At 73.1% G+C, this 26,520-nt stretch carries 23 protein-coding genes and 1 riboswitch; of the genes, 13 read left to right on the top strand and 10 right to left on the bottom strand.

Features of this window, described 5'->3' with window-relative positions:
- Nucleotides 1-4: 4 nt before the first annotated feature.
- Genes ACQ614_RS06125 through ACQ614_RS06100 form a run of 6 tightly spaced genes read right to left on the bottom strand, consistent with a single transcriptional unit; the run spans nt 5 to nt 5,880 of the window.
- Complete coding sequence (locus ACQ614_RS06125; RefSeq protein ID WP_431677226.1) at nt 5-940, bottom strand: AAA family ATPase; 936 nt, start codon at nt 938-940, stop codon at nt 5-7.
- On the bottom strand, nt 937-1,875 hold the full coding sequence (locus tag ACQ614_RS06120) for an XdhC family protein (protein WP_431677224.1): 939 nt from the start codon (nt 1,873-1,875) through the stop codon (nt 937-939). The genes ACQ614_RS06125 and ACQ614_RS06120 overlap by 4 nt, the downstream gene beginning before the upstream one ends.
- Entirely contained in the window at nt 1,872-2,108 is a 237-nt protein-coding gene (locus tag ACQ614_RS06115) for a hypothetical protein (RefSeq protein WP_431677222.1), read from the bottom strand. The genes ACQ614_RS06120 and ACQ614_RS06115 overlap by 4 nt, the downstream gene beginning before the upstream one ends.
- On the bottom strand, nt 2,105-4,480 hold the full coding sequence (locus ACQ614_RS06110) for an aerobic carbon-monoxide dehydrogenase large subunit (protein ID WP_431677221.1): 2,376 nt from the start codon (nt 4,478-4,480) through the stop codon (nt 2,105-2,107). Before ACQ614_RS06110 ends, ACQ614_RS06115 begins: the two co-directional genes overlap by 4 nt.
- Nucleotides 4,477-4,980 (bottom strand): (2Fe-2S)-binding protein, encoded by a 504-nt coding sequence (locus ACQ614_RS06105; RefSeq protein ID WP_431677219.1) that lies wholly within the window; start codon nt 4,978-4,980, stop codon nt 4,477-4,479. The genes ACQ614_RS06110 and ACQ614_RS06105 overlap by 4 nt, the downstream gene beginning before the upstream one ends.
- A gap of 18 nt (nt 4,981-4,998) precedes the next feature.
- The gene (locus ACQ614_RS06100) at nt 4,999-5,880 is read right to left on the bottom strand and encodes an FAD binding domain-containing protein (protein WP_431677217.1); all 882 of its coding nucleotides are present in this window, start codon (nt 5,878-5,880) and stop codon (nt 4,999-5,001) included.
- A 174-nt stretch (nt 5,881-6,054) separates the two neighbouring features.
- Between ACQ614_RS06100 and ACQ614_RS06095 the strand changes: the two genes are divergently transcribed.
- The 7 genes from ACQ614_RS06095 to ACQ614_RS06065 all read left to right on the top strand — a co-directional run bounded on the left by ACQ614_RS06095 (nt 6,055) and on the right by ACQ614_RS06065 (nt 13,424).
- Complete coding sequence (locus tag ACQ614_RS06095; RefSeq protein WP_431677216.1) at nt 6,055-7,062, top strand: LysR family transcriptional regulator; 1,008 nt, start codon at nt 6,055-6,057, stop codon at nt 7,060-7,062.
- Nucleotides 7,063-7,171: 109 nt separating this feature from the next.
- A complete protein-coding gene (locus ACQ614_RS06090; RefSeq protein WP_431677214.1) occupies nt 7,172-7,897 on the top strand; it encodes an SRPBCC family protein in 726 nt (241 codons plus the stop codon).
- A complete protein-coding gene (locus ACQ614_RS06085) occupies nt 7,890-9,077 on the top strand; it encodes an XdhC family protein (protein ID WP_431677213.1) in 1,188 nt (395 codons plus the stop codon). Before ACQ614_RS06090 ends, ACQ614_RS06085 begins: the two co-directional genes overlap by 8 nt.
- A gap of 314 nt (nt 9,078-9,391) precedes the next feature.
- A riboswitch (SAM riboswitch) is annotated at nt 9,392-9,534 on the top strand.
- A 196-nt stretch (nt 9,535-9,730) separates the two neighbouring features.
- On the top strand, nt 9,731-10,444 hold the full coding sequence (locus tag ACQ614_RS06080) for an IclR family transcriptional regulator (RefSeq protein ID WP_431677211.1): 714 nt from the start codon (nt 9,731-9,733) through the stop codon (nt 10,442-10,444).
- A gap of 112 nt (nt 10,445-10,556) precedes the next feature.
- Nucleotides 10,557-11,336 carry a class I SAM-dependent methyltransferase gene (locus ACQ614_RS06075; RefSeq protein ID WP_431677209.1) on the top strand — a complete coding sequence of 260 codons (780 nt, stop codon included), beginning with the start codon at nt 10,557-10,559 and terminating at the stop codon, nt 11,334-11,336.
- Between the two features lie 151 nt (nt 11,337-11,487).
- A complete protein-coding gene (locus ACQ614_RS06070) occupies nt 11,488-12,480 on the top strand; it encodes a phospholipase (RefSeq protein ID WP_431677208.1) in 993 nt (330 codons plus the stop codon).
- Nucleotides 12,481-12,581: 101 nt separating this feature from the next.
- On the top strand, nt 12,582-13,424 hold the full coding sequence (locus tag ACQ614_RS06065; protein ID WP_431677206.1) for a hypothetical protein: 843 nt from the start codon (nt 12,582-12,584) through the stop codon (nt 13,422-13,424).
- Between the two features lie 20 nt (nt 13,425-13,444).
- On the opposite strand, the gene ACQ614_RS06060 is transcribed toward ACQ614_RS06065, so the two are convergent.
- On the bottom strand, nt 13,445-13,918 hold the full coding sequence (locus ACQ614_RS06060; protein WP_431677205.1) for a hemerythrin domain-containing protein: 474 nt from the start codon (nt 13,916-13,918) through the stop codon (nt 13,445-13,447).
- Nucleotides 13,919-13,956: 38 nt separating this feature from the next.
- Nucleotides 13,957-15,180: an MFS transporter gene (locus ACQ614_RS06055; protein WP_431677203.1), complete on the bottom strand. Its 1,224-nt coding sequence runs from the start codon at nt 15,178-15,180 to the stop codon at nt 13,957-13,959.
- Between the two features lie 271 nt (nt 15,181-15,451).
- On the opposite strand from ACQ614_RS06055, the gene ACQ614_RS06050 reads away from it, so the two are divergent.
- Genes ACQ614_RS06050 through narI form a run of 4 tightly spaced genes read left to right on the top strand, consistent with a single transcriptional unit; the run spans nt 15,452 to nt 22,184 of the window.
- Nucleotides 15,452-19,144, top strand: a complete 3,693-nt coding sequence (locus tag ACQ614_RS06050; protein ID WP_431677201.1) for a nitrate reductase subunit alpha — start codon at nt 15,452-15,454, stop codon at nt 19,142-19,144.
- 1 nt (nt 19,145) lies between these two features.
- The gene (gene narH / locus ACQ614_RS06045) at nt 19,146-20,657 is read left to right on the top strand and encodes a nitrate reductase subunit beta (RefSeq protein ID WP_431677200.1); all 1,512 of its coding nucleotides are present in this window, start codon (nt 19,146-19,148) and stop codon (nt 20,655-20,657) included.
- Between the two features lie 4 nt (nt 20,658-20,661).
- On the top strand, nt 20,662-21,423 hold the full coding sequence (gene narJ / locus ACQ614_RS06040; RefSeq protein ID WP_431677198.1) for a nitrate reductase molybdenum cofactor assembly chaperone: 762 nt from the start codon (nt 20,662-20,664) through the stop codon (nt 21,421-21,423).
- Entirely contained in the window at nt 21,420-22,184 is a 765-nt protein-coding gene (gene narI, locus ACQ614_RS06035; RefSeq protein WP_431677196.1) for a respiratory nitrate reductase subunit gamma, read from the top strand. The genes narJ and narI overlap by 4 nt, the downstream gene beginning before the upstream one ends.
- A gap of 328 nt (nt 22,185-22,512) precedes the next feature.
- Here the strand turns inward: narI and ACQ614_RS06030 are convergent, their stop codons facing one another.
- Nucleotides 22,513-22,911, bottom strand: a complete 399-nt coding sequence (locus ACQ614_RS06030) for a DUF4440 domain-containing protein (RefSeq protein ID WP_431677194.1) — start codon at nt 22,909-22,911, stop codon at nt 22,513-22,515.
- A gap of 82 nt (nt 22,912-22,993) precedes the next feature.
- Nucleotides 22,994-23,827, bottom strand: a complete 834-nt coding sequence (locus ACQ614_RS06025) for a DUF6585 family protein (protein ID WP_431677192.1) — start codon at nt 23,825-23,827, stop codon at nt 22,994-22,996.
- A 268-nt stretch (nt 23,828-24,095) separates the two neighbouring features.
- Here ACQ614_RS06025 and ACQ614_RS06020 point away from each other — a divergent pair, with 268 nt between their 5' ends.
- Entirely contained in the window at nt 24,096-25,526 is a 1,431-nt protein-coding gene (locus ACQ614_RS06020; protein ID WP_431677191.1) for a protein kinase domain-containing protein, read from the top strand.
- Nucleotides 25,527-25,742: 216 nt separating this feature from the next.
- Nucleotides 25,743-26,519: a PE-PPE domain-containing protein gene (locus ACQ614_RS06015; RefSeq protein ID WP_431677190.1), complete on the top strand. Its 777-nt coding sequence runs from the start codon at nt 25,743-25,745 to the stop codon at nt 26,517-26,519.
- Nucleotide 26,520: the final 1 nt, after the last annotated feature.

Here is a 26,520-nt window from a genome sequence, read left to right as displayed (position 1 = left end):
CGGCTCAGCCCTCGGGTCGGCCGACCAGCCAGGGGAGCCCGCGGTCGCGTACCAGGTCGACGTCCTCCCGGTACTTGACGAGGACGCCGAGGGTCCGGTCGGCGGCGTCGGCGTCGAGCCGCTCCACGCCGAGCAGGGTGAGCGCGCCGACCCAGTCGATGCTCTCGGCGATGCCGGGCGGCTTCTGGATCTCCAGGGTGCGGATCCGGCGTACCGACGCCGCCACGTCGGCCGCGAGCGAGGGCGTGGTCCCGGGGACGCGGCGGCGCACGATCTCGACGACCCGTTCGGTGTCCGGGTAGTCGATCCAGTGGTAGAGGCAGCGCCGTTTGAGGGCGTCGTGCAGGTCGCGGGTGCGGTTGGAGGTGAGTACGACGACCGGTGTGACGGTGGCGTGCACGGTGCCCAGTTCCGGGATGGTGACACTGGCCTCGGCCAGCACCTCCAGCAGGAAGGCCTCGAAGTCGTCGTCGGCGCGGTCGATCTCGTCGATCAGCAGCACCGCGGGCATGGGGCCCGGGTGGGTCAGCGCGGCGAGTACCGGGCGGCGCAGCAGGAAGGCGTCGGTGAAGAGGTCGGCCTCGGCCAGTGCCACGCCCTGGCTCTCGGCGAGCCGGATGCTCAGCAGCTGGCGCGGATAGTTCCACTCGTACAGCGCCTCGGCGGCGTCGAGTCCGTCGTAGCACTGCAGCCGGATCAGCGGGCTGCCGAGGACGCCGGCCAGGGCGCGGGCGGCCTCGGTCTTGCCGACGCCCGGTTCGCCCTCCAGCAGCAACGGCTGGGGCAGGCGCAGGGCGAGGTAGAGCGCGGTGGTCAGGCCGGGGTCGGCGAGGTAACCGAGGGAGTCCAGCGCGGCGTGCAGGGTCGGCGGGTCCGGTACGGCCCGCGCGACTGCCGCCCGGGCCGACTCGGCCGTCCCGGGCGTGCCGGCCTCGGTCACGGCACCTCCGCGGACTGGGCGGTCTCGGCCTCGAAGCGGTCGCGGCAGCCGGTCGAGCAGAACCAGTGCCGGTGCCCGCGGGCGTCCGAGTACGGGGTGTCGGCGGCGACGGCGACGGTCATGCCGCAGACCGGGTCGAGCGCGGTGAGCGGTTCGGCCGCCGCCTGCGCGGGCCCGGTGGCCGCCTCCTCGGTGTGCACCGACAGGGCGTGCCGCGAGGCCACCAGCTCGGCCAGGATCGACACGGCGATCTCGCCGGGCGTGCGGGCGCCGATCCACAGCCCGGCCGGCGTGTGGATCCGGCCGCGCTGCTCGGCGGTGAGGTCGAGGCCGTCGAGTACGGTGGCGCCGCGACGGCGGCTCGCGACCAGCGCGACGTACGGCACCCGGGCCCGCGCGGCACGGGTCAGCAGCCCCTCCTCCTGCCGTCCGTGGGAGGCGATCACCACGGCCGCCACGTCGGCGAGCTCCTCCGCGGTGACCTCCTCGGCGGCCGTCCGGATGTCGTACCCGAGCCCGGCACCGAGCGCGACCAGGCTCCGGCCGATGGGGGTGTCGCCGAGCACGAGCACCACCGGGGCGGGCCGCAGCGGCTCCAGGAAGATCTCCAACTCGCCGCCGGACAGACAGGGGTTGGCGACCAGCAGGGTGCCCGCCTCACCCTCCTCCTGCGGCTGTGCGGGAGCGTCGGGCGAGATCCGCAGCAGCAGCGACTCGCCGCTGCGCAGCAGCCGCAGTGCCTGCATGCGGACGGTCGCCTCGGCGCAGACCCCGCCGACGAAACCCTCGATCCGGCCGTCCTCCAGGACCAGCGCGGTGTCGCCCGGCTGCGCACTGGTCGGGTGCAGCGCACGCACCACAGTGGCCTTGACGAACGGCACCTGACTGTCGGTCAGTTCCGCCATCCGCCGCTCCAGGGCCGGGCTCGCACTCATGCGACCGCCTCGCAGGGCTCGGCAGGCGCTTCGCGCACACGCACCTTCTGATCGGTGGCCTCGCTTCGCTCGTTCACGGTGCCCGCCTCGCAGGGCTCGGCAGGCGCTTCGCGCACACGCACCTTCTGATCGGTGGCCTCGCTTCGCTCGTTCACGGTGCCCGCCTCGCAGGGCTCGGCAGGCGCTTCGCGCACACGCACCTTCTGATCGGTGGCCTCGCTCCGCTCGTTCACTGCGGCGCCTCCACACCTCCGTGCATCGCCAGCCACACCCGGCCGGGGGTCAGCGGCATGTCGGCGTGCCGGACGCCGATGGCGTCCATCACCGCGTTGACGACCGCCGGGGGCGAGCCGACCGTCGCGGACTCGCCGACGCCCTTGGCCCCGATCGGGTGGTGCGGGGACGGTGTGACGGTGTGGCCGAGCTCCCAGGCCGGCACTTCCAGCGCGGTGGGCACGAGGTAGTCCATGAAGGAGCCGGACAGGCAGTTGCCGTCCTCGTCGAAGCTGATGATCTCGCTCAGCGCCATGCCGACGCCGTCGGCGAGGCCGCCGTGCACCTGCCCCTCGATGATCATCGGGTTGATCCGGGTGCCGCAGTCGTCGACCGCGACGAAGCGGCGCACCTTCACCACGCCGGTGCCCGGGTCGACGTCCACCACGCACAGGTAGGCGCCGTACGGGAAGGTGAGGTTGGGCGGGTTGTAGACCGTGGTGGCCTCCAGATGGCCCTCCACGCCCTCGGGCAGTTCCAGCACGCCGTGCGCGGCGAGCGCGATCTCCTGGATCGTCTTCGCGGCCGTCGGGTCGCCCCTGACGAACCAGCGGCCCTTCTCCCACTCCAGGTCGTCGGGGGAGACCTCCATCATGGCGCCGGCGACGATCCGTGCCTTGTCGCGGACCTTGCGGGCCACCACCGCCGCCGCGGCGCCCGAGACCGGGGTCGAGCGGCTGCCGTAGGTGCCGAGTCCGAACGGCGTCTGGTCGGTGTCGCCGTGCACCACCTCGATGTCCTCCGGCGGGATGCCGAGCTCCTCGGCGACGATCTGGGCGAACGTCGTCTCGTGCCCCTGGCCCTGGCTCTGGACGCTGAGCCGCACCACCGCCTTGCCGGTCGGGTGCACCCGCAGCTCGCAGCCGTCGGCCATGCCGAGGCCCAGGATGTCCATGTGCCTGCGGGGCCCGGCGCCGACCGTCTCGGTGAAGAACGACAGGCCGATGCCCATCAGCTCGCCGCGCGCCCGCCGCTCGGCCTGCTCGCGGCGCAGCGCCTCGTAGCCGGCCAGGTCGAGCGCCTTGCGCAGGGTGGCCGGGTAGTCGCCCGAGTCGTACTCCCAGCCGGTCTTGCTCGGGTACGGGAACTGATCGGGCCGGATCAGGTTCTTCATCCGCAACTCGGCCGGGTCGGCGTGCAGTTCGTCCGCCAGGCAGTCCACCAGCCGCTCGATCAGGTACACCGCCTCGGTGACCCGGAACGAGCAGGCGTAGGCGACGCCGCCGGGTGCCTTGTCGGTGTAGACGCCGGTGACGGCACAGTGGGCGGCCTCGATGTCGTACGAGCCGGTGAAGACGTGGAAGAAACCGGCCGGGAACTTGCTGGGCTGGGCCGTCCCGTTGAACGCGCCGTGGTCGGCGAGCACCTTGACCCGGACGGCGAGGATCCGGCCCTCGCGGGTCGCGGCGATCTCGCCGTGCATGTGGTAGTCGCGGGCGAACGACGTGCTCATCAGGTTCTCGGAGCGGTCCTCCACCCACTTGACCGGCTTGTGGGTGAGGATCGAGCCCACGACCGCGCACACGTAGCCGGGGTAGATGCCGACCTTGTTGCCGAAGCCGCCGCCGATGTCGGGGGAGATCACCCGGATCTTGTGCTCGGGCAGCCCGGCGACCATCGCGTACAGGGTGCGGTGGGCGTGCGGCGCCTGGGTGGTCGACCAGAGGGTGAGCTTGCCGTCGACCGGGTCCATGTCGGCCACGCAGCCGCAGGTCTCCAGCGGGGCGGGGTGCACGCGCGGGTAGAGCATGTCCTGGGCGACGACCACCTCTGCGCGCGCGAACACCTCGTCGGTGGCCGCCCCGTCGCCCGCCTCCCAGTCGAAGATGCGGTTGTCGGTGCGGCCCTCCTGGTCGTCCCGGATCACCGGCGCGTCGGCGTCCAGCGCGTGCCGCGCGTCGATCACCGGGGGCAGCGGCTCGTACTCGACGTCGATCAGCTCGACGGCGTCGCGTGCCGCGTAGTGGTCGTCGGCGACGACGAACGCCACCTCCTGGCCCTGGAAGCGCACCTTGTCGGTGGCCAGCACCGCCTGGGTGTCCATCGACAGGGTGGGCATCCAGGCCAGGCCCAGCCCCTCCAGGGCGGCACCGGTGATCACCGCCCGGACCTTCGGGTGCGACTCGGCCGCAGAGGTGTCGATGGACACGATCCGGGCGTGCGCCAGCGGGCTGCGCAGCACGGCGCCGTGCAGCATGCCGGGCAGCTGCACGTCGTCCACGTAGTGCCCCTTGCCGCGGACGAACCGCGGGTCCTCCTTGCGCTTCAGCCGCCCGTAGCCGATCGGGCGCTCCTCCGCGGGCGCCGACCCGGTCTCCTGAACGGCGGTCATGGCGTGCTCCCCGCGCTCGCATCGGCGGCGACGGTGGCCTCCGCCGGGTGGTCCGCGGCCCATCGGACCGCGCGGACGATGTTCAAGTAGCCGGTGCACCGGCAGAGTTGGCCGGAGATCGCCTCGCGGATCTCCTGGTCGGTGGGGTCCGGATTGCGGTCCAGGAGCGCGCGGGCGGTCAGCATCATGCCCGGCGTGCAGAAGCCGCACTGCAACCCGTGCTGCTCGATGAACCCCTGCTGGACCGGGTCGAGGCCGTCTTCGGTCTCCAGGCTCTCCACGGTGCGCACCCGGTGCCCGGACGCCATGGCCGCCAGCATCGTGCAGCTCTTGACCGGCTCGCCGTCGAACAGCACCACGCAGGTACCGCAGTTGCTGGTGTCGCAGCCCCAGTGGGTGCCGGTGAGGCCCAGGTCGTCGCGCAGGAAGCGGACCAGCAGGTGCCGGGCCTCCACCTCGGCCGTGCGGTCCTCGCCGTTCACATTGATGGTGACCTGCATCGCCAGCCGTCCTTTCGGTTACGCCGTGCTCACGGCCCGCCGGGCCCGTTCGGCGGCCCGGCGCAGCGCGCGCTCGGTGAGCTCGCCGGCCAGGTGCCGCTTGTAGGCGGCGGTGCCGCGGGTGTCGGTGACCGGATCGCAGTCCTCGGCGGCGATCCGGCCGGCCGCGGCGAACGCCTCCTCGGACGGCTCGCGGCCGACCAGGGACTCCTCGGCGCGCCGGTAGCCGACGGCCGACACACCGACCGCCGCGAGCCCGACGCCGGCCGTCCCTATCCGCCCGTCCGCCAGCGACAGGGCGGCGCCGGCCGCCGCGATGGCCCAGTCCCCGGTCTTGCGCTCCACCTTCTCGTAGGCGCTGCCGGCGTTCGGCAGGATCGGCACGCGGATCTCGACCAGCATCTCGCCGAGCCCCACGTCCGTCTCGTACGGCCCTTTGTAGAAGTCCGCCATCGGCACCGAGCGCCGCCCGCCGTGGCCGAGCACCACCGCCACCGCCCGGACGGCCGCGCAGACCGCCGACAGGTCCTCCGCCGGGTCGGCCTGGCAGAGCGAGCCGCCGATGGTGCCCCGGTTGCGCACCGGCGGGTCGGCGATCACCCGTTCGGCGTCGTGGAAGATCGGGAAGAGCCGGCCGACCGGCTCGGACTCCAGCAGGCTGCGGTGGCGGGTGAGCGCGCCGATGCACAGCTCCGTGCCCTCCTGTCGCACGTAGTCCAGTTCGTGCAGGTCGTTGATGTCGACCAGGAGTCCCGGACGGGCCAGGCGCAGCTTCATCATCGGCAGCAGACTGTGCCCGCCGGCGATGACCCTGGCCTCCTCACCGAACCGCTCCAGCAGGGTGAGGGCGTCGTCCACGCTCTCCGCCCGCCGGTACTCGAATGACGCGGGAACCTGCACGACGGCCTCCTCACGCAGTGCCTCCGGTGATGGCGGACCCGCGGCAAGGACCACGTACCGCACGAGCGCACTGTCACCCCGGCGACCGCCCGGGTCAACGGCGACTGAAGGGAATGGTTAAGAGCCGTCCACGGCTGACATGTGGGGGAGGCCTTGCGACCGCTGGAGGCGGCGATGACCCTCACACAGCTCAGGGCGTTCGTCGCGGTGGCCCGGCTCGGCTCGGTCAAGGCCGCGGCGATCTCCCTGGGGGTCAGCGAGCCCGCGGTCTCGGGCGCGGTCGCCGTGCTGCGCCGCGAGCTCGGCGACCGGCTCTTCGTCCGGGCGGCGGGCGGGATCACCCTGACGCCCGGCGGGCGCCGGCTGGCCGCGGGCGCGGCCGAGATCGTGGGCCTGGCCGAGGAGACCCGCCGGCAGGTCCGGCAGGCCGGTGCGGACAGCTCCCACCTGCGGGTCGCCGCCACCGAGACGACCGCCGAGCAGATCGTCCCGCCGCTGCTGGAGGCCTTCGTCCGGCGGCACCCGGACGTGGAGACCACGACCCTCGCGGTGCCGTCCACCGCGCTCGGCGAGCTGCTGCTGGACCGGCGCGCGGACGTCGCGATCAGCCCGGTCGCCGCCGAGCCCTGCACGGTCGCCGCAGCGCCCGGCCCGGACACCCTCGAGCACATCCCGTTCCTGCGCATCCAGCTCGTGGTGGTCGCCTCGCCGCACCACGCCGGCGCCCGGCCGGACCACGTCGACGGCGGCCGGCTGCACCTGCCGATCGGCCGGCTGTCCCGGGAGCACTGGTTGCTCGGCCCGGGCGGGCTCGACCCCGGCACGCCCGGCGGCTCCTTCCTGACCCGGCACGGCGTCGGCGACGCCGACGCGTCGATCTTCCCCAGCACCAGTGCGGCGCTGGGCGCGGCCGTCGCCGGCGACGGGCTGTCGCTCGCCGTGCTCCACCTCGTCCGCGACGAGCTGCGCCACGGCACCCTCACCGTCGTCGCCGTCCCCGGCACCCCGGTCAACGGCGTGCTGCGGGCCGCCGCCCTGCGCGGTGACCGGCGCTCGCCGGCCGCGTCCGCGCTGTGCCGGTTCGTGACCACGCCCACCGCCGTGCGGAGCCTGCTGACCCGGGCCACCGGCGTGCCGGCGGACCACTACCGGCCGACCGTCCGGGTGAGCCTGTGGAGCTGACCGGGGACGGCTCCGGGGGAATCGCCGGGTGGCCGGTCATCGTTGGAACGTACGTCGACGGCCGGAACATCGGGGCACCGGGCAGATCCGGGCAAGGAGGCTCGTCCACATGGAGTTCACCAACGAGTTCCGCGTGAGCCTGCCGGTGGAAGCGGCCTGGGACCTCTTCACCGACGTCGAGCGGATCGCCCCGTGCATGCCGGGGGCGCAGCTCACCGAGGTCGAAGGCGACCGGTTCCACGGCACGGTCAAGGTGCGGGTCGGAGCGGTCACCGTGCAGTACCGGGGCACCGCCGCGTTCGACGAGCGGGACGAGGCGAGCCGCACCGTGCGGCTCACCGCCTCCGGACGCGACGCGCACGGCCAGGGCAACGCCGACGCGCACATCACCGCACGGCTGGCACCGGACGGCGACGGCACCCGGGTGACCGTCGAGACCCGGCTCAGCATCACCGGGAAGGTGGCCCAGTTCGGCAAGGGCGTCATGACGGACATCAGCCGGAAGCTGCTGGACCAGTTCGCGGCCTGCCTGGAGGAGCAGCTGGCCGCCGAGCACGAGAGCGGGGGCGAGGCCGTGCCGGCCGCGCAGCCGGCGGCCGCCGAACCCCCGGCTGCCGCATCCGCAGCTGCCGCACCCGCCGCCGGGTCGGCCGAACCCGCGGGGGAGCCGCAGGCCGCCTCGGCGGAGGGCGAGCCGCTGGACCTGCTCGCCGTGGCCCGCGGGCCGGTGGCCAAGCGCCTGGTGTCGATCGCCCTCGCCGGGTTGATCCTGCTGGGGGTCGCGCGCCGGCTGCGCCGGGTCTGCCGGTGTCTGCGAGGGGGACACCGTGCGTGACGTCCTGGACGAGGTGTACCGGTGGTACCGCGCGGGCGAGAGCTTCGGGCTCGCCACCGTGGTCAGCACCTTCCGGAGCGCGCCCCGCCGGCCGGGTGCGGCGATGGCGGTGTCGGCCTCCGGCACCGTGGTCGGCAGCGTCTCGGGCGGCTGCGTCGAGGGCGCGGTGTACGAGGAGGCCGAGGAGGCCCGGCTCTCGGGACGTCCGGTGCTGCGGTCGTACGGGGTGAGCGACGGCGACGCCTTCGAGGTGGGGCTGACCTGCGGCGGCACGATCCAGATCTTCGTCGAACCCGTGTCCAGCCGGACCTTCCCCGAACTGCCGGACGTGGTGACGTCGTTGGACGCCGGCGAGCCTGTCGCGGTGGCCACCGTGGTGACCGGCCCGGACGGCGGCCCGGGCGCGCTCGGGAGCCGCCTGGTCGTCTGGCCGGACCGCGACTCGGGCACCCTCGGCTCGGCCGCCCTGGACCGCGCGGTGGGCCTCGACGTCCGCGGTCTGCTCGAGCACGGCACGACGGGGCTGCGCCACTACGACACCGCGGGCCGCTGCCTGGACGGTGAGGAGTTCGCCGAGCTCGGCGAACTGACCGTGTTCGTGGGGTCGTTCGTCCCACCGCCGCGCATGCTGGTGTTCGGTGCGATCGACTTCGCCGCCGCGGTCGCCGAGTTGGGGTCCTTCCTCGGCTACCGCGTCACGGTGTGCGACGCGCGGGCGGTGTTCGCCACCGCCTCCCGTTTCCCGCACGCGGACGAGGTCGTGGTGCGGTGGCCGCACGAGTACCTGGCCGAGGAGGCCGCGGCGGGCCGGATCGACGGCCGCACGGTGGTGGCCGTCCTCACCCATGACCACAAGTTCGACGTGCCGCTGCTGGCCACCGCGCTGCGGTTGCCGCAGCTGGCGTACATCGGCGCGCTCGGCTCGCGCCGGACCCACCGCGAACGGCTGGCCCGCCTGCGCGAAGCCGGCCTGGAGGAAAGGGAGTTGGCCCGGATGTCGGCCCCCGCCGGGCTCGACCTCGGTGCCCGCACGCCACAGGAGACGGCAGTCTCCGTCGTCGCCGAGATCATCTCCGCCCGCTGGGGCGGCACCGGTCGGCCGCTCACCGGGACCGACGGCCCGATCCACACCGCCACCGCGGCCGGCGAGCAGCCGCCGGCCCCGGTGGAGGCCGGCTGAACAACGTGCCCGGCCGGCCGCCGGCGCGACGGCTCGTGGGGGGCGTTGCGGCAGTCCCGGTGAAGGGTGGGTGGGGGATGCGATGGGGCGCCGGTCGGTCGGACGGGCGGGCCCGGCCCGCGAGGACGGTGGGTACGTCGCGGGACCGACGATGCCGCCGTCCTGATGGCGCGTCAAGTCAAGGCGCGTGAGGTTTCTGCAATTTGCAGCAAGGCCATTCACTTCGCGGCATCACCGCCGACGGATCGGTCGACCGGGCACGGCGGTGGGGGAGGTTTGGCGGGCTGCCCGGGAAATCTTGTATGGTTCCTCGCGAATCATCCAGAGGGGTGGAGGGACCGGCCCTACGAAGCCCCGGCAACTCCCCGGTCGACCCGGCGTCCGAAGTACGCGCCGCGCCGCCCGGGATCAGTGCCAACTCCGGCCTGTCGCCAATGTGGCGCGGGAAAGATGAGGAGACACGGTGCTCTCTGTGCTGTCCTTCGTCCGGGCGCTTCCCGCCCCGGTCTCTCCGCGTGCCCGTCTCGTGCCCGGCACAGGCAATCGGCCGACTTCTCCGGCCTGTCCTCGCTGACCACCCCCGCTCCCCGCACGGAGCGTCCGTGAGCGAGGCCCGCCCGCCGCTCACGGGATCTGAGACGGAGTACCCATCCATGGAGAACACGAGCGGCGTCGGCGTGCTCGACAAGGTCACCTCGATCCTCGGCACGCTGGAGGCCGGCCCCGTCACCCTGAACGGACTGGTGGCCGCCACCGGCCTGGCGCGGCCCACCGCCCACCGGCTCGCCGTCGCACTCGAACACCACCGTCTGGTCACCAGGGACCTGCAGGGCCGGTTCGCCCTCGGCCCCCGGCTCGCCGAGCTCTCGGCGGCCGTCGGCGAGGACCGCCTGCTGTCCGCGGCCGGCCCGGTCCTGACCCACCTGCGCGACGTCACCGGTGAGAGCGCCCAGCTCTACCGCCGACAGGGCGAGATCCGGATCTGCGTGGCCGCCGCCGAGCGCCTCTCCGGGCTGCGCGACACGGTTCCCGTGGGAATCACCCTCCCCATGAAGGTCGGCTCCGCCGCCCAGATCCTGCTCGCCTGGGAGGAGCCCGAGCGCCTCCACCGCGGCCTGCAGGGCGCCGGCTTCACCGCCACCGCCCTCAGCGGCGTGCGGCGCCGCGGTTGGGCCCAGTCCATCGGCGAGCGCGAGCCCGGGGTCGCCTCCGTCTCCGCGCCCGTCCGCGGTCCGTCCGGCCGGGTCGTGGCCGCAGTCTCGGTCTCCGGCCCCATCGAACGGCTCACCCGTCACCCCGGCGCGCGTCTCTCCCAGGCCGTCATCGAGGCCGCCAACCGCCTCACCGAAGCCCTGCGGCACCCCTGACCGGCTCCCACCTGCACGTGGGGCTCGAGCCGCCGGAGCCCGGCCGGACGGCAGCCGGTTCGGTGGGCTCGCGGGGCTGGCCGACGGCCGGCGGCATCGGTAGCGTCAGCGTGTGGATCAGGACGAACGGTTGCTTCACGCCTCGTCGTTCGGTGCGGCGGCGGTCGCCTATGCCGAGCACCGCCCCGACTATGCGCCGGCCGCGGTGCGCTGGGCGCTCGAACCCGCGCCCGGCCCGCGGGTGCTCGACCTCGGCGCCGGTACCGGCAAGCTGACCGCAGGGCTGGTCGTGCTGGGTGCCGAGGTCGTCGCGGTCGAGCCCGACCCGGCGATGCTGGCCGAGCTGCGCCGCTCGCTGCCCGACGTCCGCGCCCTGCCGGGTACCGCCGAGGCGATACCGCTGCCGGACGCCTCCGTCGATGCGGTGCTGGCCGGCAACGCCATGCACTGGTTCGACATGGCCGTCGCGGGGCCCGAGATCGCCAGGGTCCTCGCACCCGGCGGCGTCCTGGCCGGTCTGTGGAACGTCCTGGACGACCGGGTCGACTGGGTCGCCGGGCTGGCCCGGGTCGGCGGGAGCGCGGCCGTCGGCCCCCGTGACACGCCCGCCGCCTGGCGGGCCGAGACGGCCGGCATGCACCTTCCGAAGACCGGCGGGGCCGCCCGGTTCGGTTCGCCGGAGCAGGCGGAGTTCCCGCACGGGCAGCGCCGCACCGCCGACTCCCTCGTGGCGGCACTCGCGACCCGCGCGGGGCTGCTGGTCATGCCGGACCGGGAACGGGAGGCCACGCTGGGCCGGATCCGCGCCTTCCTCGCGAGCGGACCGGAGACCGCCCGCGGTGAGTTCACCCTGCCGATGCTGACCGGCGTCCTGCGCGTCCGGCGGCTCTGAGGCATCGCCTCGACGTCCGGGTCCGCAGTACCGCCGCGAGGATGCGGGGTGTCACGTGTGGCCGGATCCGACTCCTCGCCCGGGCGGCCCGTGTCAGCATGCAGTCGGTGAGATTGACTGACTGAACACGGACAAGAAGAGGGGGGCTTCCATGACCACTCGGCTCAGGAGCGGCGCCGGTCGGCGGCGCCGGCCGGCGCTGACGGCGGCGGCGCTGTGCGGGATCATCGGTGCAGGCACGGTCGGCGCGACCCCGGCGGCAGCGGCCGATCAGCGGCACGCGATCTACGCCGTCGCCCACCGGGTCGACACCCTGGACGGTGTGGACGCCGCGCTCGACCACGGCGCCAACGGCATCGAGATCGACGTGTGCGCCTGGTGGAACCCGAACGAATGGCGCGCCTATCACGACTGTTCCTCGGCCGGCGACGCCCGGCTGGGCCCCGGCTTCGACAGCATGATCGACCGCATCCTCGCGAACGCCCGCGCGGGGCGCCGACTCGCACTGGTCTGGCTGGACATCAAGGACCCGAACTACTGCGGGGAGCAGCAGAACCGCGGATGCAGCGTCGCCGGCCTGCGCGACAAGGCGCAGCGGCTGACGGCTGCCGGGATCCAGGTGCTGTACGGCTTCTACGAGTACCACGGCGGCAGCACCCCGGACGTCGGCGGCAGGGGCTGGAAGAGCCTGGAGGGCAGGCTCGGCCCCCTGGAGGGCATGACGACGACCGGGACCCGCGATCGGGTGCGCGCCGCCTTCGACCGGTCGGGTTCCGCGATCCCGGCCGGTCGCCGGGTGATGGACTACGGCGACAGCGACATCACCAAGGGATTCGGCAACTGCACGGAAGCCACGTACAACACGTGTGCGGAGCTGAAGAAGGGTGCCGGGGACCGTGCCGCGGGACAGCTCGCGGCCACGCTGTCCTGGACGACCACCTACAACGATCCGTGGTACGTCGACAAGCTGCTGGGGGATGCGCAGGTGGACGGCGTCATCGCGGGCTACGGCGCCTTCACCGGGGTGCGTGAGTACGACGGCGGCTGGCAGTGCGCCAACGCCGTCAACCTCGTCCGTGACTGGGTGAACCGCCACAGTGCCACCCATCGCATGGCCACCGGCGGTGACCGCCTGTTCAGGTAGGACAGCGGCCGGGCCGCCGCCGGACGCCGGATCGGAGCCGTTCCGCCGCACCGGCGGCGTTTCGCCCGGCCGACGGTCCGGGGGCCGCCTAGTCTCGGCCTGTGGGACAGCCCGAGCAGCGCGCCGAAGGTGCGGGACCGTTCACCACCCGGCTCACCTGGCACCCGCCCGGCGGTGGCACCGCCGTGTGGGAGTCGCGGCTCGCCCGGCGGCGCGGACTCATCGCCGTCCGCCCGCCCGGCGTGAGCACCGGCCATCACGCCAGCGCCGACGACGCCGGACTCCGCCGCCTGCGCAGGCTCAACGCCATCGCGGCCACCGCCTTCGTCATCGGCGGCGCGCTGTTCGCGGCGGGCGCCGGTGTCGCCCAGTTCGGCTCCGGCGACGCCACCACCTGCGCCTCGATCTACTTCGCCGGCGGCCTGTTCTTCAACACCGGCGGCTACGTCTCCCTGCTCCAGGTCGTCAACGCGCCCCGCCATGTGCCCGGGGGCGAGGGCCGACTGGTCACCCGGCACTGGCGGTGGTGGAGCTACGAGCCGACCCGGGTGGACTGGCTGAGCGCGTTCGTCCTGTTCGCCGGCACCCTGGTGTTCGCCGTCAACCTGATCGACTCCTTCATGCAGGGACTGAGTGCCCAGCAGATCAACCGGCTGATCTGGACGCCCGACGTCATCGGCTGCGTGCTCTTCCTGGTCTCCGGCCACCTGGCGTTCGTCGAGATCTGCCACGGCCGGCCCTGCATCCGCCGCCGCAGCCTCGGCTGGTGGATCGTCGCCGTGAACCAGCTCGGCTCCGTCCTCTTCATGGTCTCGGCACTCGCCGCCTACACCCGACCCGCCACCGACAGTCTGATCAACTCAGACATCGCCAACTGGGGCACCCTCGTCGGAGCCCTCTGCTTCTCGGTCGGCGGTGTCCTCCAGCTCTACGAACGTCCCTAGCCGGCGGGTGGGGCGGGCTGTCAGCCAGTGGCGTTCGGCAGGGCTGTGCCGACCCGGGTGCGTACGGCCTCGACCGCCTCCCAGTCCGCCGTGCTCAGCAGGGCGAGGGCGGCGGGGAAGACGCCGTCCTGCTCCTTGAGGATGTGGGCCCGAAGCCGGCCGAGGGTGTCCAGGAGGCGTCCGGGCCAGGTGGGGTCGGCGGGCGTGCCGTCCGCCGCCTCGCCGAGGACGGCCTCGATGTGCCGGTGTTCGGCCTCCAGGACGGCGATGTGGTCGGGGAACTCCCCGGCCAGGGCCGGGAACAGGCCGCGCTCCTCGACCTCGGTGTGCGGGCGGAGCAGGGCGGCGATGTGCCGGGCGGCCGCGGCCGCGCGGGGTGTGTCGCCGTCGCGGTGCGCGGCCCGAACCGCGCCGATCAGGTTGACCACGGCCTCGTGTTCGTTCGTCAGGTCGCGTATGGCGGTGAGGGCCTGGCATCCGCAGTACTCGCACATGTCGGGGTGATCCCCTCTCTCGGCCGGCCGGCGGCCGGTCAGGCGTGGGCGGCGCGGTGGACGGCGCGCCTGACCCGGGTGGCGGTGAAGGCCAGGGCGGCCAGGGCGACGAGGACGAGTGCCGCCAGGCCGGCGGCGTAGGAGTGGTAGCTGCCGTACAGGGCGCCCAGCAGCAGCGGCGGGACGAATCCGCCGAGGCCGCCCGCCGCCCCGACCACACCGGTGACGGAGCCGACCTGGTCCGCGGGCGCGAGCAGGGCGACCAGGGCGAACGTCGCCCCGCTGCCGGCGCCCAGGGCCGCGGCCATGGCCAGGAAGGCCACCGTGCCGAGCGGGGCCAGTGCGGGGGTGAAGGCCTGGACCAGGGCACCGAGGGCGACCACGCCGAGCGCCCAGCCGAGCACCCGGACAGGGCCGGTCCGGTCCGACAGCCAGCCGCCGACCGGCCGCATCAGGACCGCCAGCAGCACGAACCCGGCCATCCGGTTCGCCGCGTCGGCCTGCTGGAGCCCGTAGGCGGTCTTGAGGTAGGTCGGCAGGTAGACGGAGAAGGCGACATAGCCGCCGAAGGCGACGGCGTACAGGGCCGAGGCCTGCCAGGTGGTGCGCAGCCGGAGCGTCTTGCCGAGGCGGCGGGCCAGCGGCTCGGACGGCACCGTGCGCCCCGGCGCGTCGCGCAGCAGGAGCAGGGCCACCACCGCGTACGCGGCGAGCACGACCGCGGTGAGGACGAAGGGGGCGGCGGTGCCGTGGCTCTTGACCAGGTTCACCGTGGTCAGGGCGCTGATCGCGGTGCCACCCATGCCGGCCCCGAAGACGCCGACGGCCGTACCCCGCCGCTCCGGGGGGAACCAGGCGCTGACGAAGGGCACGCCGACGGCGAACGAGGTACCGGCGATGCCCAGGAAGAACCCGCCGACGAGCAGTTGGGCCAGCGACGAGTGCCCGGCGAGGCCGAGGTACAGCACCGGAACGATGGTGGCGGCGGACACCAGCGGGAACATCACCCGGCCGCCGTAGCGGTCGGTGAGCGCGCCCACCGGGATGCGGCCCAGGGAGCCGACGATCACCGGCACGGCGACGAGCAGGGACTGCTGGAACGAACTGAGGCCGAGCGAGTCCTTGAACCGCGGGCCGAGCGGGCTGATCAGCGCCCAGGCCCAGAAGTTGAGGGCGAATCCGAGGGTGGCCAGGGTCAGCATCAGCGTCCGCTGCCCGGACGTCGGTGCAGTCGGTCGGTTCCCGTTCGGACGGGTGTCCATGGTGTGCTCTCCGTTTCTCCGGCGCGGGCGACGGACCGGGCCGGCGGGAGGAGTCCGGCCGGGCGTCGGACTGGGTCGTGCACGGTGGTCGCCCTCCGGTCCGATCAGGCATCAGCCTGCTGTGTCCGGGGTCTTCCGAGGCCCTGCCGACGGTCCCCGACCGGGGGACCGGAGGTCCTGATTCCAGCTGGGGCTCCCGGGACCCCCGGCGGGGTCATCAGGGACCTTCGGCCCCCGCGCGGACCGGTGTTCGCTGCCTACCGTTCGGCCCATGGAGCGCGAGACGACGGCGGGTGACTCCGGTGCCCGTGGAGAAGAGCAGTGGCCGCTGGCGGCGAGACGGCTGCTGACACGCCGCGAGGTGTCGGCCGACGGCCGGGCCGTGTTCGGCGAGGGCGGCACCGAGTGGGAGGGCTTCTACCGGGACCGCTGGTCCCACGACAAGGTGGTGCGGTCCACCCACGGGGTGAACTGCACCGGTTCCTGCTCCTGGATGGTGTACGTCAAGGAGGGCATCATCACCTGGGAGCACCAGGCGACCGACTACCCCTCCATCGGCACCGACTGCCCGGAGTACGAGCCGCGCGGCTGCCCGCGCGGAGCCTCCTTCTCCTGGTACACCTACTCGCCCAGCCGGGTGCGCTACCCGTACGTGCGCGGCGCGCTGCTCGAACTGTGGCGCGAGGCCCGCCGCCGGCTCGGCGATCCGGTGGCGGCGTGGGCCGAGATCACCGGCGACCCGGCCAAGGCCCGGGCGTACAAGAGCGCGCGCGGCAAGGGCGGCCTGGTGCGGGCGGACTGGGACGAGGTGACCGAGCTGGTCGCCGCCGCCCAGGTGCACACCGTCAAGACGTACGGCCCCGACCGGGTGGCGGGCTTCTCCCCGATCCCGGCGATGTCGATCGCGTCGTTCGCGGCCGGGGCCCGGTACCACTCGATGATCGGCGGGACGCTGCTGTCGTTCTACGACTGGTACGCGGACCTGCCCATCGCCTCGCCGCAGGTCTGGGGCGACCAGACCGACGTGCCGGAGTCCGCGGACTGGTGGAACGCGGGCTACCTGATCATGTGGGGCTCCAACATCCCCGTGACCCGCACGCCCGACGCGCACTTCCTGACCGAGACCCGCTACAACGGCACCAAGATCGTTGCGGTCAGCCCCGACTATGCCGACAACGTCAAGCACGCCGACGAATGGCTCGCCCCGCACCCCGGTACGGACGGCGCGCTGGCCATGGCCATGGGCCATGTGATCCTGCGCGAGTTCCTCGTCGACCGCGAAGTCCCGTACTTCCGGGACTACCTGCGCAAGTTCACCGACGCCCCGTTCCTGGTGGCCCTGCGCGAGCACGAGCACGGTCTCGTCCCGGACGGGTTCCTGACCGCGGCCGACCTCGGACACGACACGGAGCACGCCGGGTCCAAGACCGTCCTCGTCGACTCGGCCACCGGCGAGGCGGTCGTGCCGAACGGCTCGCTCGGCTTCCGCTGGGCGAAGGAGCAGGGCCACTGGAACCTCGACCTGGGCGATGTCGTACCCGAGCTGAGCCTGCTGGAGCGGGCCGAGGAGACGGTCGAGATCGCACTGCCCCGCTTCGACGAGGGCGCCACGGAGGGCGGCTCGGTCCTGGTGCGCGGTGTGCCGGTGCGCCGGATCGGCGGCCGACTCGTCACCACCGTCTTCGACCTGATGCTCGCCCAGTACGGGGTGCACCGCCCCGGTCTCCCGGGCAGCTGGCCGTCGTCGTACGAGGACGCGTCGCAGCCCTGCACCCCGGCCTGGCAGGAGACGATCACCTCCGTGCCGGCCGAGCAGGCGGCCCGCATCGGCCGAGAGTTCGCCCGCAACGCCGAGCGCACCAACGGCCGGTCCATGATCGCGCTGGGGGCCGGAACCAACCACTGGTTCCACTCCGACACCATCTACCGGGCCTTCCTGGCGCTCATCACCATGACCGGCTGCCAGGGCGTCAACGGCGGCGGCTGGGCGCACTACGTCGGCCAGGAGAAGGTCCGCCCGGTCACCGGGCAGCAGCACCTGTCGTTCGCCTTCGACTGGCAGCGGCCCACCCGGCACATGGCGGGCACCTCGTACTGGTACCTGAACTCCGACCAGTGGCGCTACGAGGCGTTCGGGCCCGACGAGATCGCCTCCCCGCTCGGGGAGGGACGGTTCCGGGGCAAGGGCTTCGCCGACTGTCTGGCGCAGGCCGTGCGACTGGGCTGGACGCCCGGTCACCCCGGCTTCAACCGCAACCCGCTCGACCTGACGGACGAAGCCGCCCGGGCCGGCCGGCCGGTCGCCGAGCACATCGTCGACGAGCTGAAGTCGGGACGGCTGCGGTTCGCCGCCGAGGACCCCGACGACCCCGCCAACTTCCCGCGCGTGCTGACCGTGTGGCGGGCCAACCTGCTCGGTTCCTCCGGCAAGGGCAACGAGTACTTCCTGCGCCACCTGCTGGGCACGGACGGGTCCGTCCGCTCCGAGGAGACCCCGCCCGAGGGCCGTCCGAAAGACGTGGTGTGGCGGGAGGAGGCGCCCGAGGGCAAGCTCGACCTGCTGGTCACCATGGACTTCCGGATGACCTCGACCGGCCTGTACGCCGACGTCGTCCTCCCGGCCGCCACCTGGTACGAGAAGGACGACCTGTCCAGCACGGACATGCACCCCTTCATGCACGCCTTCACCCCGGCCATCGCCCCGCCCTGGCAGGCGCGCACCGACTACGACACCTTCCTGACCCTCGCCGACCGGTTCAGCGAGCTGGCGGCCGACCACCTCGGCACCCGCACCGACGTCATCGCCGTGCCGCTGCTGCACGACACCCCGGACGAACTCGCCCAGCCGGGCGGTGTGGTGCGGGACTGGAAGACCGGCGAGTGCGAACCGGTCCCCGGGAAGACCATGCCGAAGCTGGCGGTCGTCGAACGGGACTACACCGCGATCGCGCAGAAGATGCGCGCCGTGGGCCCGCTGCTCGACACCCTGGGCACCACCACCAAGGGCGTCACCGTCGTCCCGGACAAGGAGATCGACGAACTCCGGCACCGCAACGGCACCGTCAGGGACGGGATCGCCGCCGGACGGCCCTCGCTCGCCACCGCGAGCCACATGTGCGAGGCGGTCCTCGCCCTGTCCGGCACCACCAACGGACGTCTGGCCGCCGAGGGCTTCCGGGTGCTCGAGAAGCAGACCGGCAGCGAGGGCCTGGTCGAACTCGCCGCCGAACGCGAGGCGGAGCGGATCACGTTCGCCGACACCCGCACCCAGCCCCGCGCGGTGCTGACGTCGTACGAGTGGTCGGGCTCGGAGACCGGCGGCCGGCGCTACTCGCCGTTCGTCATCAACACCGAGCACAAGAAGCCCTGGCACACCCTCACCGGCCGGCAGCACTTCTTCGTCCAGCACGACTGGGTGTCCGAGGTCGGCGAGCAACTGCCCGTCTACCGGCCTCCGCTGAACTCGCCCCGGCACTACGGCGACGAGCACCTGGGCGACGGCCGGGCCGAGGTCACCGTCCGCTACCTCACCCCGCACTCCAAGTGGTCCATCCACTCGAACTACCAGGACAACAAGTACATGCTCGACCTGTCCCGCGGCGGCCCGGTCATCTGGATGTCCACCGGCGACGCCGAGAGGATCGGCGTGAAGGACAACGACTGGATCGAGGCGTACAACCGCAACGGTGTCGTCGCCGCGCGAGCGGTGGTCACCCACAGGATGCCCGAGGGCACGGTGTACATGTACCACGCCCAGGACCGCAACGTGAACGTGCCGAAGACGGAGGTCAGCGGCAAGCGCGGCGGCATCCACAACTCCCTGACCAGGCTGCTGCTCAAGCCCACCCATCTCGCGGGCGGCTACGCACAGTTCACCTACGCCTTCAACTACTACGGCCCGACCGGAAACCAGCGCGACGAGGTCACCGTCATCCGGCGTCGCTCGCAGGACGTGGAGTACTGACATGCGCGTGATGGCCCAGATCGCGATGGTGATGAACCTCGACAAGTGCATCGGCTGCCACACCTGCTCGGTCACCTGCAAGCAGACGTGGACCAACCGCACCGGTGTCGAGTACGCCTGGTTCAACAACGTCGAGACCAAGCCCGGCGTCGGCTACCCGCGCCGCTACGAGGACCAGGAGAAGTGGAAGGGCGGCTGGATGCTCGACGCGCGCGGGCGGCTCGTCCTGCGCTCGGGCGGACGCGTCAAGCGGCTGCTGTCGTTGTTCTCCAACCCCGACCTGCCGTCCATCGAGGACTACTACGAGCCGGTCACCTACGACTACGACAACCTCGTCAGCGCCCCGGCCGGGCGCGACGTCCCGGTCGCCCGCCCGCGCTCGGTCCTCACCGGGGAGCCGACGGCGATCACCTGGGGCGCCAACTGGGAGGACGGCCTCGGCGGCGCGCCCGAGCACGCGGGCGGCGACCCCAACCTGACCGGCGAGTGGGCCGAGAAGGTGAAGTTCGAGTTCGAGCAGACCTTCCTCTTCCACCTGCCCCGGCTGTGCGAGCACTGCCTCAACCCGGCCTGCGTGTCGGCCTGTCCGTCCGGCGCGATGTACAAGCGGGTCGAGGACGGCATCGTCCTGGTGGACCAGGACCGCTGCCGCGGCTGGCGGATGTGCGTGACGGCGTGCCCGTACAAGAAGGTGTACGTCAACCACGCCACCGGCAAGGCCGAGAAGTGCACCTTCTGCTTCCCGCGGATCGAGGCCGGCCAGCCGACCGTCTGCTCCGAGACCTGCGTCGGCCGGCTGCGCTACCTGGGGCTCCTGCTGTACGACGCCGACCGTGTCGGCGAAGCCGCGGCCACCCCCGACGAGAAGGACCTGCTGGACGCCCAGCGCGGGGTCTTCCTCGACCCGCACGACCCCGAAGTGATCGCGGCGGCGCGGGAGTCGGGCATACCCGAGGACTGGATGGAGGCCGCCCGGCGCTCCCCCGTGCACGCGCTGGTCTCCACCTACAAGGTGGCGCTGCCGCTGCACCCGGAGTACCGCACCCTGCCGATGGTCTGGTACGTTCCCCCGCTCTCCCCGGTGCTCGACGCGGTGGACTCGGCGGGCGGCAACCAGGACAACCCCGACCACGTCTTCGCCGCCGTCACCCGGCTGCGCATCCCGCTGGAGTACCTGGCGGAGCTGTTCAGCGCCGGGGACACCGACGTGGTGGCCGGCGTGCTGATGAAGCTCACCGCGCTGCGCTCCTACATGCGTGAGCGCACCCTCGGCGAGGCGGGCGACGAGAGCGCGCTGAAGGCGGTCGGGCTCACCGCCCGCGAGGCGGAGGACCTGCACCGGCTGCTCGCCGTCGCCAAGTACTCCGACCGGTACGTCGTCCCCGCCGCGCACAAGGAGGACGCCGCCGCCCTCGCCGGGATCGAGGACCGGTGCCCGGTCGAGGTCTCAGGCGACCGGGGCGGCCGGGTGATGCTCGGCATCCCCACCCTGCGCCGCAGGACGGGGGAGTAGGGGCATGAACGCACCGCACATCGGCATCCGACCCCGGGCCCGCCGGACCCGTCCGGTCGGCACACCGCAGGAGACCGCGCAGCGCGTGCTCGTCCTGCGCCTGCTCTCCCTGCTGCTCCAGTACCCGGACACCGAACTGGCCGGCGCGCGACAGGCGTTGGCCGCCACCGTCGAGGCACTGCAGCCGTCCCCGGCCGCCGCCGAACTCGCAGCCTTCACCGCCTGGTTCGCCGAGCAGCCCCCCGACGCCCTGGAACGCCACTACGTCGAGGTCTTCGACCTGCGCCGCAGGAGCAGCCTCTACCTGACCTACTACCTGCACGGCGACACCCGCCGCCGCGGCACGGCCCTGCTCGCCCTCGCCCAGCGCTACCGCGCCGCCGGCTGGGAGCCCGACGCCGCCGAACTCCCCGACCACCTCCCGGTCGTCCTCGAGTACGCCGCGCTCGAGGGCCCGGGCAACGGCGAGGCCCCGCTGCGCCAGCACCGGCGCGGACTGGAGCTGATCCGGCACTCCCTGGCCGACGTGACGTCCCCCTACCGGCACCTGCTCGCCGCGCTGCTCACCCTCCTCCCGCCGCCGACCACCGCCGATCTGGAGGCCGTGGCGGAGCTCGCCGCCGCAGGCCCGCCGGCCGAGGAGGTCGGTCTCGAACCGTACGGCGGTCACCTGTTCGCGCCGCCGCAGACCTTCGTTCCGCCCGAGCCCGCCGCTCCGACGCTGATTCCGCTGTTGCCGACCCGGACCCGAGAGGACGACCGATGAGCCCCGCAGGTACCCCGCTCGCCGCCGCCGTGGGCGGCGCCGACCTGCTGCTGTGGGTCGCGTTCCCGTACATCTGCCTCGCGGTCTTCGTGGTGGGGCACATCTGGCGCTACCGCCAGGACCAGTTCGGCTGGACCTCGCGCACCAGCCAACTCCTGGAGCACCGTTGGCTGCGCTGGGGCAGTCCGCTGTTCCACCTGGGCGCCTTCGCGGTGATCGGCGGCCACGTCGTGGGCCTGGCCGTGCCGGCCTCGTGGACGGAGGCGGCCGGGATCTCCGAGCACGCCTACCACCTGACGGCCGTCTCGCTCGGCACGGTGGCCGGTGTGGCCATGATCGCCGGACTGGGCATGCTGTGCGCCCGCCGACTGCTCACCCGGCGGATCCGGCTCACCACCGACCGGAGCGACAAGCTGCTCTTCCCGCTGCTCACGGCGACCGTGCTGCTCGGCTTCTTGGCCACCGCGGTGCACAACGTCGCCGGCGACGGCTACGACTACCGGTCCACCGTCTCGGTCTGGTTCCGCGGCGTGTTCACGTTCCACCCCCAGCCCGAGGCGATGGCGGGCGCCCCCCTGCTGTTCCAGCTGCACGCGCTCTCGGCCTGCCTGCTCTTCGCCGCCTGGCCGTTCACCCGCCTGGTGCACGTGTGGAGCGCCCCCGTCGGCTACCTGGTCCGCCCGTACCTGGTCTACCGGCGGCGAGCCGCCCCGGCAGGCCGTCCGCAGGGGGCTGCGGCGGTACGCGGACGCCGGGCCTGAAGCGGCGAGAACCCCGCGGCGGGACGCCGGAGCGTCGCGCCGCGGGGTCCACCGGGCACCGGTCAGCAGCGGACGCTGCGCTCGCAGTCGGGCCAGCGCTTGATCTGCGCCTCGATGGCGTCCGCGCGGGCGTCCGCGGCGTCGGCCTCGCGGAAGTGGCCCTGGCTGCGCAGGCGCTCGGCCTCCTGGCGGAGCTTCGCGGCCCGGTCCGCAGATCCGGCAATCCGCTCCGGAATCCGGACACTTGGCGCCCTGCCCCCTGCCGATCGGCGGGGCCGTCCGGTACGCCCGGGTACGCCTCCGGCGCCGGTGATGTGGACGGGCCCGGTCAGAGCTCGTCGTGCCAGGCGAAGGCCGTGATCCGCCATCCGTCGGGGGTGCGGACGAACTGGATGGTCTTGGTGCCGCCGCCCTCGAACGGGACGCCGTCCAGGACTCCGGACTTGCGGTACTCGCCGAACCGCGAGGCGATGCCGCCGACGATCTCCGTCCGCTCGGAGGTCTCCCACTCGGAGAACTCGACCAGGCGGCCCTCGGAGAGCAGCCGCACCCGCGGCTCGATGAACTCCTCGACGGTGTACGCCGTGAACTGCGGGTTGGTGCTGACGATCACGCCGCCGGGAAGCATCAGGCGGCGCAGCCGGGCCACGTCGGCGGGCTTGCCGTCCCGGTTGTCGAAGGCGCCGAAGAACTCGGTGGTCAGCTGGTCGATCTCACTCTTGGACACGGTGCGACAGTAACATTGCACAGGTCTGCGGCGGCAGGGGTCGGGCGGACCACGAACGACCGTCTGCGGGCCGGAACCCGGCTCAGGCGGTCGGACCGTGCGCGTGCTCGCGGAGGCGTTCGGCGAGGGCGAGGAAGACGAAGACGTTCGGCGTCGTGCTCACCGCGGCACTGGTGAGCGCGCGCCACCGTCCGGCGACCTTCAGGCGGATGACACCGTCGAACACCTTGACCTCCTGGATCTCGTGCCACCGCGCCGACTCGCGCGCCGACCCGACCTCGTGCCGGGTCAGCCACAGCCGGCCGAACTCGAGCCTTCCGTCGGAGGCCAGTGCGGCGATCGCTGCGGGAAGTCGGGCGCGGGTGACCGCGTCCTGGACGGCCGGCCCCCACTCGCGCGGGTTGGTGAACTTCCCCGGCTCCGCGACCTCGCCCACGCCGTCCGCCCGGCCGCGCAGGACGACCTTCCCGCCCGCGACGTCCGTGAGCGTGTACTCGTACGACGTGTATCCGCCGACTCCGGTGTGCCGCACGGTGTTCTGGAGGACGGACGTGCTCTCGTAACGGACGGCGTGGACCCGGCCCTTCACCACGGCGGTGAGGCCGCGGTCGTAGAGGTCGAGCCGAACACCGCTGTTCTTCCTCGCCGTCGACCGCTCCAGCGGGATGCCGATCAGGCACAGCAGGAGCAACCCCAGCGGCAGCACCGCCATGGCCGCCGCCGCGGTCAGGGACAGGGCGAGCGCGATGCCGCCCAGCACGACGACGGCGGCCGCGGCGCAGCCGACGGAACCCGACTGCGACTGCGCCCCCGGGTACACCGCGCGCCGGGCACCCAGGCCCGCGCGGGCCGCGGCCTCGTCGACGGCGGTCGGCAACCGGCCTAGGTCGTCCGTGCGGCTGTCCTGTCCGGTCATGATCTCCCCTTGACGGCGCGGTCGGTGGCCCGCCCGGCGGTCCGGCGCGGTGCGCACCGAACGGGCCGTACGGTGCAGTGCCACGCTTCCCGCCGGACGTCCGGGCGGACAGGACACGGCACCGGCCAGATGTGACCGGTCGTCACCGCAGCCCGTGCGACAGCGCTGCACCGCACCGCACGCCCGCGGGAATTGTCAGACACGCCTAGGATGCGGCTGGTCGCAACGGGTTGCCCGGGGCGGGAGTTGCTCCGAAGGAGGGGGACGGATGGCGGGCCGGATGCTGTCGGACCGGTACGAGCTGGAGGAACTGCTGGGCCGGGGCGGCATGGGCGAGGTGTGGGCGGCCCGTGACCACCTGATCCGGCGCCGTGTCGCCGTCAAGCTGCTGCACCCCCAGCGCGACGCCGACTCCGCGGCGGAGCTGTTCTTCCGCGAGGCGCGCACCGCCGGCGGGCTCAACCACCCCGGTGTGGTCACCATCTTCGACCTGGGGACGAACACCGACGGCACGCCGTTCCTCGTCATGGAGCTGCTGGCCGGACGCGACCTGGGAACGGTGCTGCGCCAGGACGGCCCGCCCGAGCCGGCCGTCGCCGTCGAGTGGGCCGTCCAGGTCGCGGATGCGCTCGCCGTCGCGCACACCGCCGGGGTCGTGCACCGGGACCTCAAGCCCGCCAACCTGATGCTGACCACGGCCGGTTCGGTGAAGATCCTCGACTTCGGCATCGCCCGCTACCTGTCGACCGTGACCCAGGCCAGCCGCATCATCGGCACCCCCGCCTACATGCCTCCCGAGCGGCTGGAGGGCAAGGCCGGCGACGGCCGGGCCGACCTGTACGCGCTGGGCTGCGTGCTCTACGAACTGCTCACCGGGCGCTCCCCGTTCGGTGACCTGGACGCGGCTGCGCTGATGTTCGCCCACATCGGGCGGGTGGCTGCGCCGCCCAGCGCCCACCGCCCCGGCGTGTCCGCCACCCTCGACCTGCTCGTTGCCGACCTGCTCGCCAAGAAGCCGGAGCACCGGCCGTCCACTGCCGCCGAGGTCGCCGACCGCCTGCGTGCCATGGCCGTTGCACCCCCGAGGCCGCGCACCGCGGAACCGGTCCCGGCCCTTGTGGAGCCGAGCCCGACCGCCGTCGACCCGGACTGGGACCGGCTCAGGGAGGAGCAGCGGCGCGCCCGGTTGGCCCGGGCGACGACCCGGGACGCCACGGGCGGCGGAGCGGTTGCCGTGCAGCCGGAAGCGGCGGAGCAGGAACCGCCCGCGGAGCCCGCCGACTCCCCGCCGCCTGCCGAGACCGCACCGGAGGCCGAAGACAAACCCCGCAAGCCCGCGATGTCCGGGCCGCGGTCGGTGGTGGGCGCCCTGCTTCTGCTGTTCCTCCCGCTGGTGACGATCTGGGTGACCTCCGGATTCACCCACGCCTACCAGGCGGAGCCCGCCCCGGCGCTCTGGAAGCTGGTCGTTTACGGCGTGGTCGCCCTGCCCGTGCTGCTGCTGGCCGGGCTGGCTGCCGTGGTCGCCTTCGCGCTGCTGAGCGTGGATTGGGAAGAGCCGGGCTGGCTTATGACCCTCCTGGCCGCGCAGTTCGTCGGATGCCCGACCGTCTTCGTGCTGAGCCTCGTCGATCCCGGCTGGTTCGGCGTGCTCGGCACCTCGGCCGCGGTGGTCCCCCGCCTGCTCGGCCTCGCCTGATCTCCGCCGGCAGGCGGCCTTCGCAAGCGTCCGACCTGGGGATACGGGCGACCGGTCGTATTCGGCCGGTCGGTGTCCTGGCTGCTGACCGACCGCCGACAACACGATGTGGTGCGTCGGAAGCAGCCGACGCCGCGTCGTCGCACCGTGCTGACGATGCGCCGGATCAGCCGGCCCCGACGAGGGCCACCCATGCCGAACCAGGGGAGTAGCAGCATGTCCGACTCGCGTGCGAGCAAGTTCGTCCGCCGTTGCAAGGCCGTCGTCGGTGCGACGGCGCTGGCGTTCGCCGCCGCCGTGGCCGTCCCGGCCGCAGCGCAGGCCGAGCCCGTGCACCACTACTACATCGAGATCGGCGGGACGGGTTCGGTGGCGGAGGCGCCTGGCTGCACCAGCACCTTCTACTTCGCCAACCAGCACCTGAACGGCGGCATCCCGATCCCGGTCTGCTACCCGGCCAGCGGCGGCCCGTTCGTCGGCAGCCACAACGAGATGCCGGCGCCGTTCGCGGCGAGCTTCGGCGACAGCGTCAACCAGGGCTTCCGGAACGCGCTCGCCGCGCTCGAGAGCGCCTACCGTGCCGACCCCGCGGGGCACTTCACGATCGCCGGCTACTCGCAGGGCGCCTGGGTCGGCGACCTGCTGCTCCAGGCGGTGGCCGACAACGCCACCGCCGTCCCCCGGTCGCAGGTCGACGGGATGCTCTACGCCGACCCGCTGCAGCCCGACACCGGCTTCTGGCACCTGGTCCCGCGCGGGGTCTACCTGCCTGCGGTCGCGGTGTCCCCGGGCACCGGCCCGGCGGAGTTCCCGGGCGTCCCGGTGCAGCGCTTCTGCATCCGTACCGACGGGGTGTGCGACGCGACCTCGCTGGAGTCGTTCGGCGGCTTCCTCAAGCAGCACCCGCTCTACTGGCAGGAGGGCAGCATCATGACGCAGACCCTCGGCAACACCGGCGGCAACGGCACCGTCTGGGTCCCGGCCGCCGCCTGAC

This window comes from Kitasatospora dryopteridis (assembly GCF_050749075.1).
Taxonomy (GTDB): domain Bacteria; phylum Actinomycetota; class Actinomycetes; order Streptomycetales; family Streptomycetaceae; genus Kitasatospora.
This window is presented reverse-complemented; position numbering and strand designations above follow the sequence as displayed.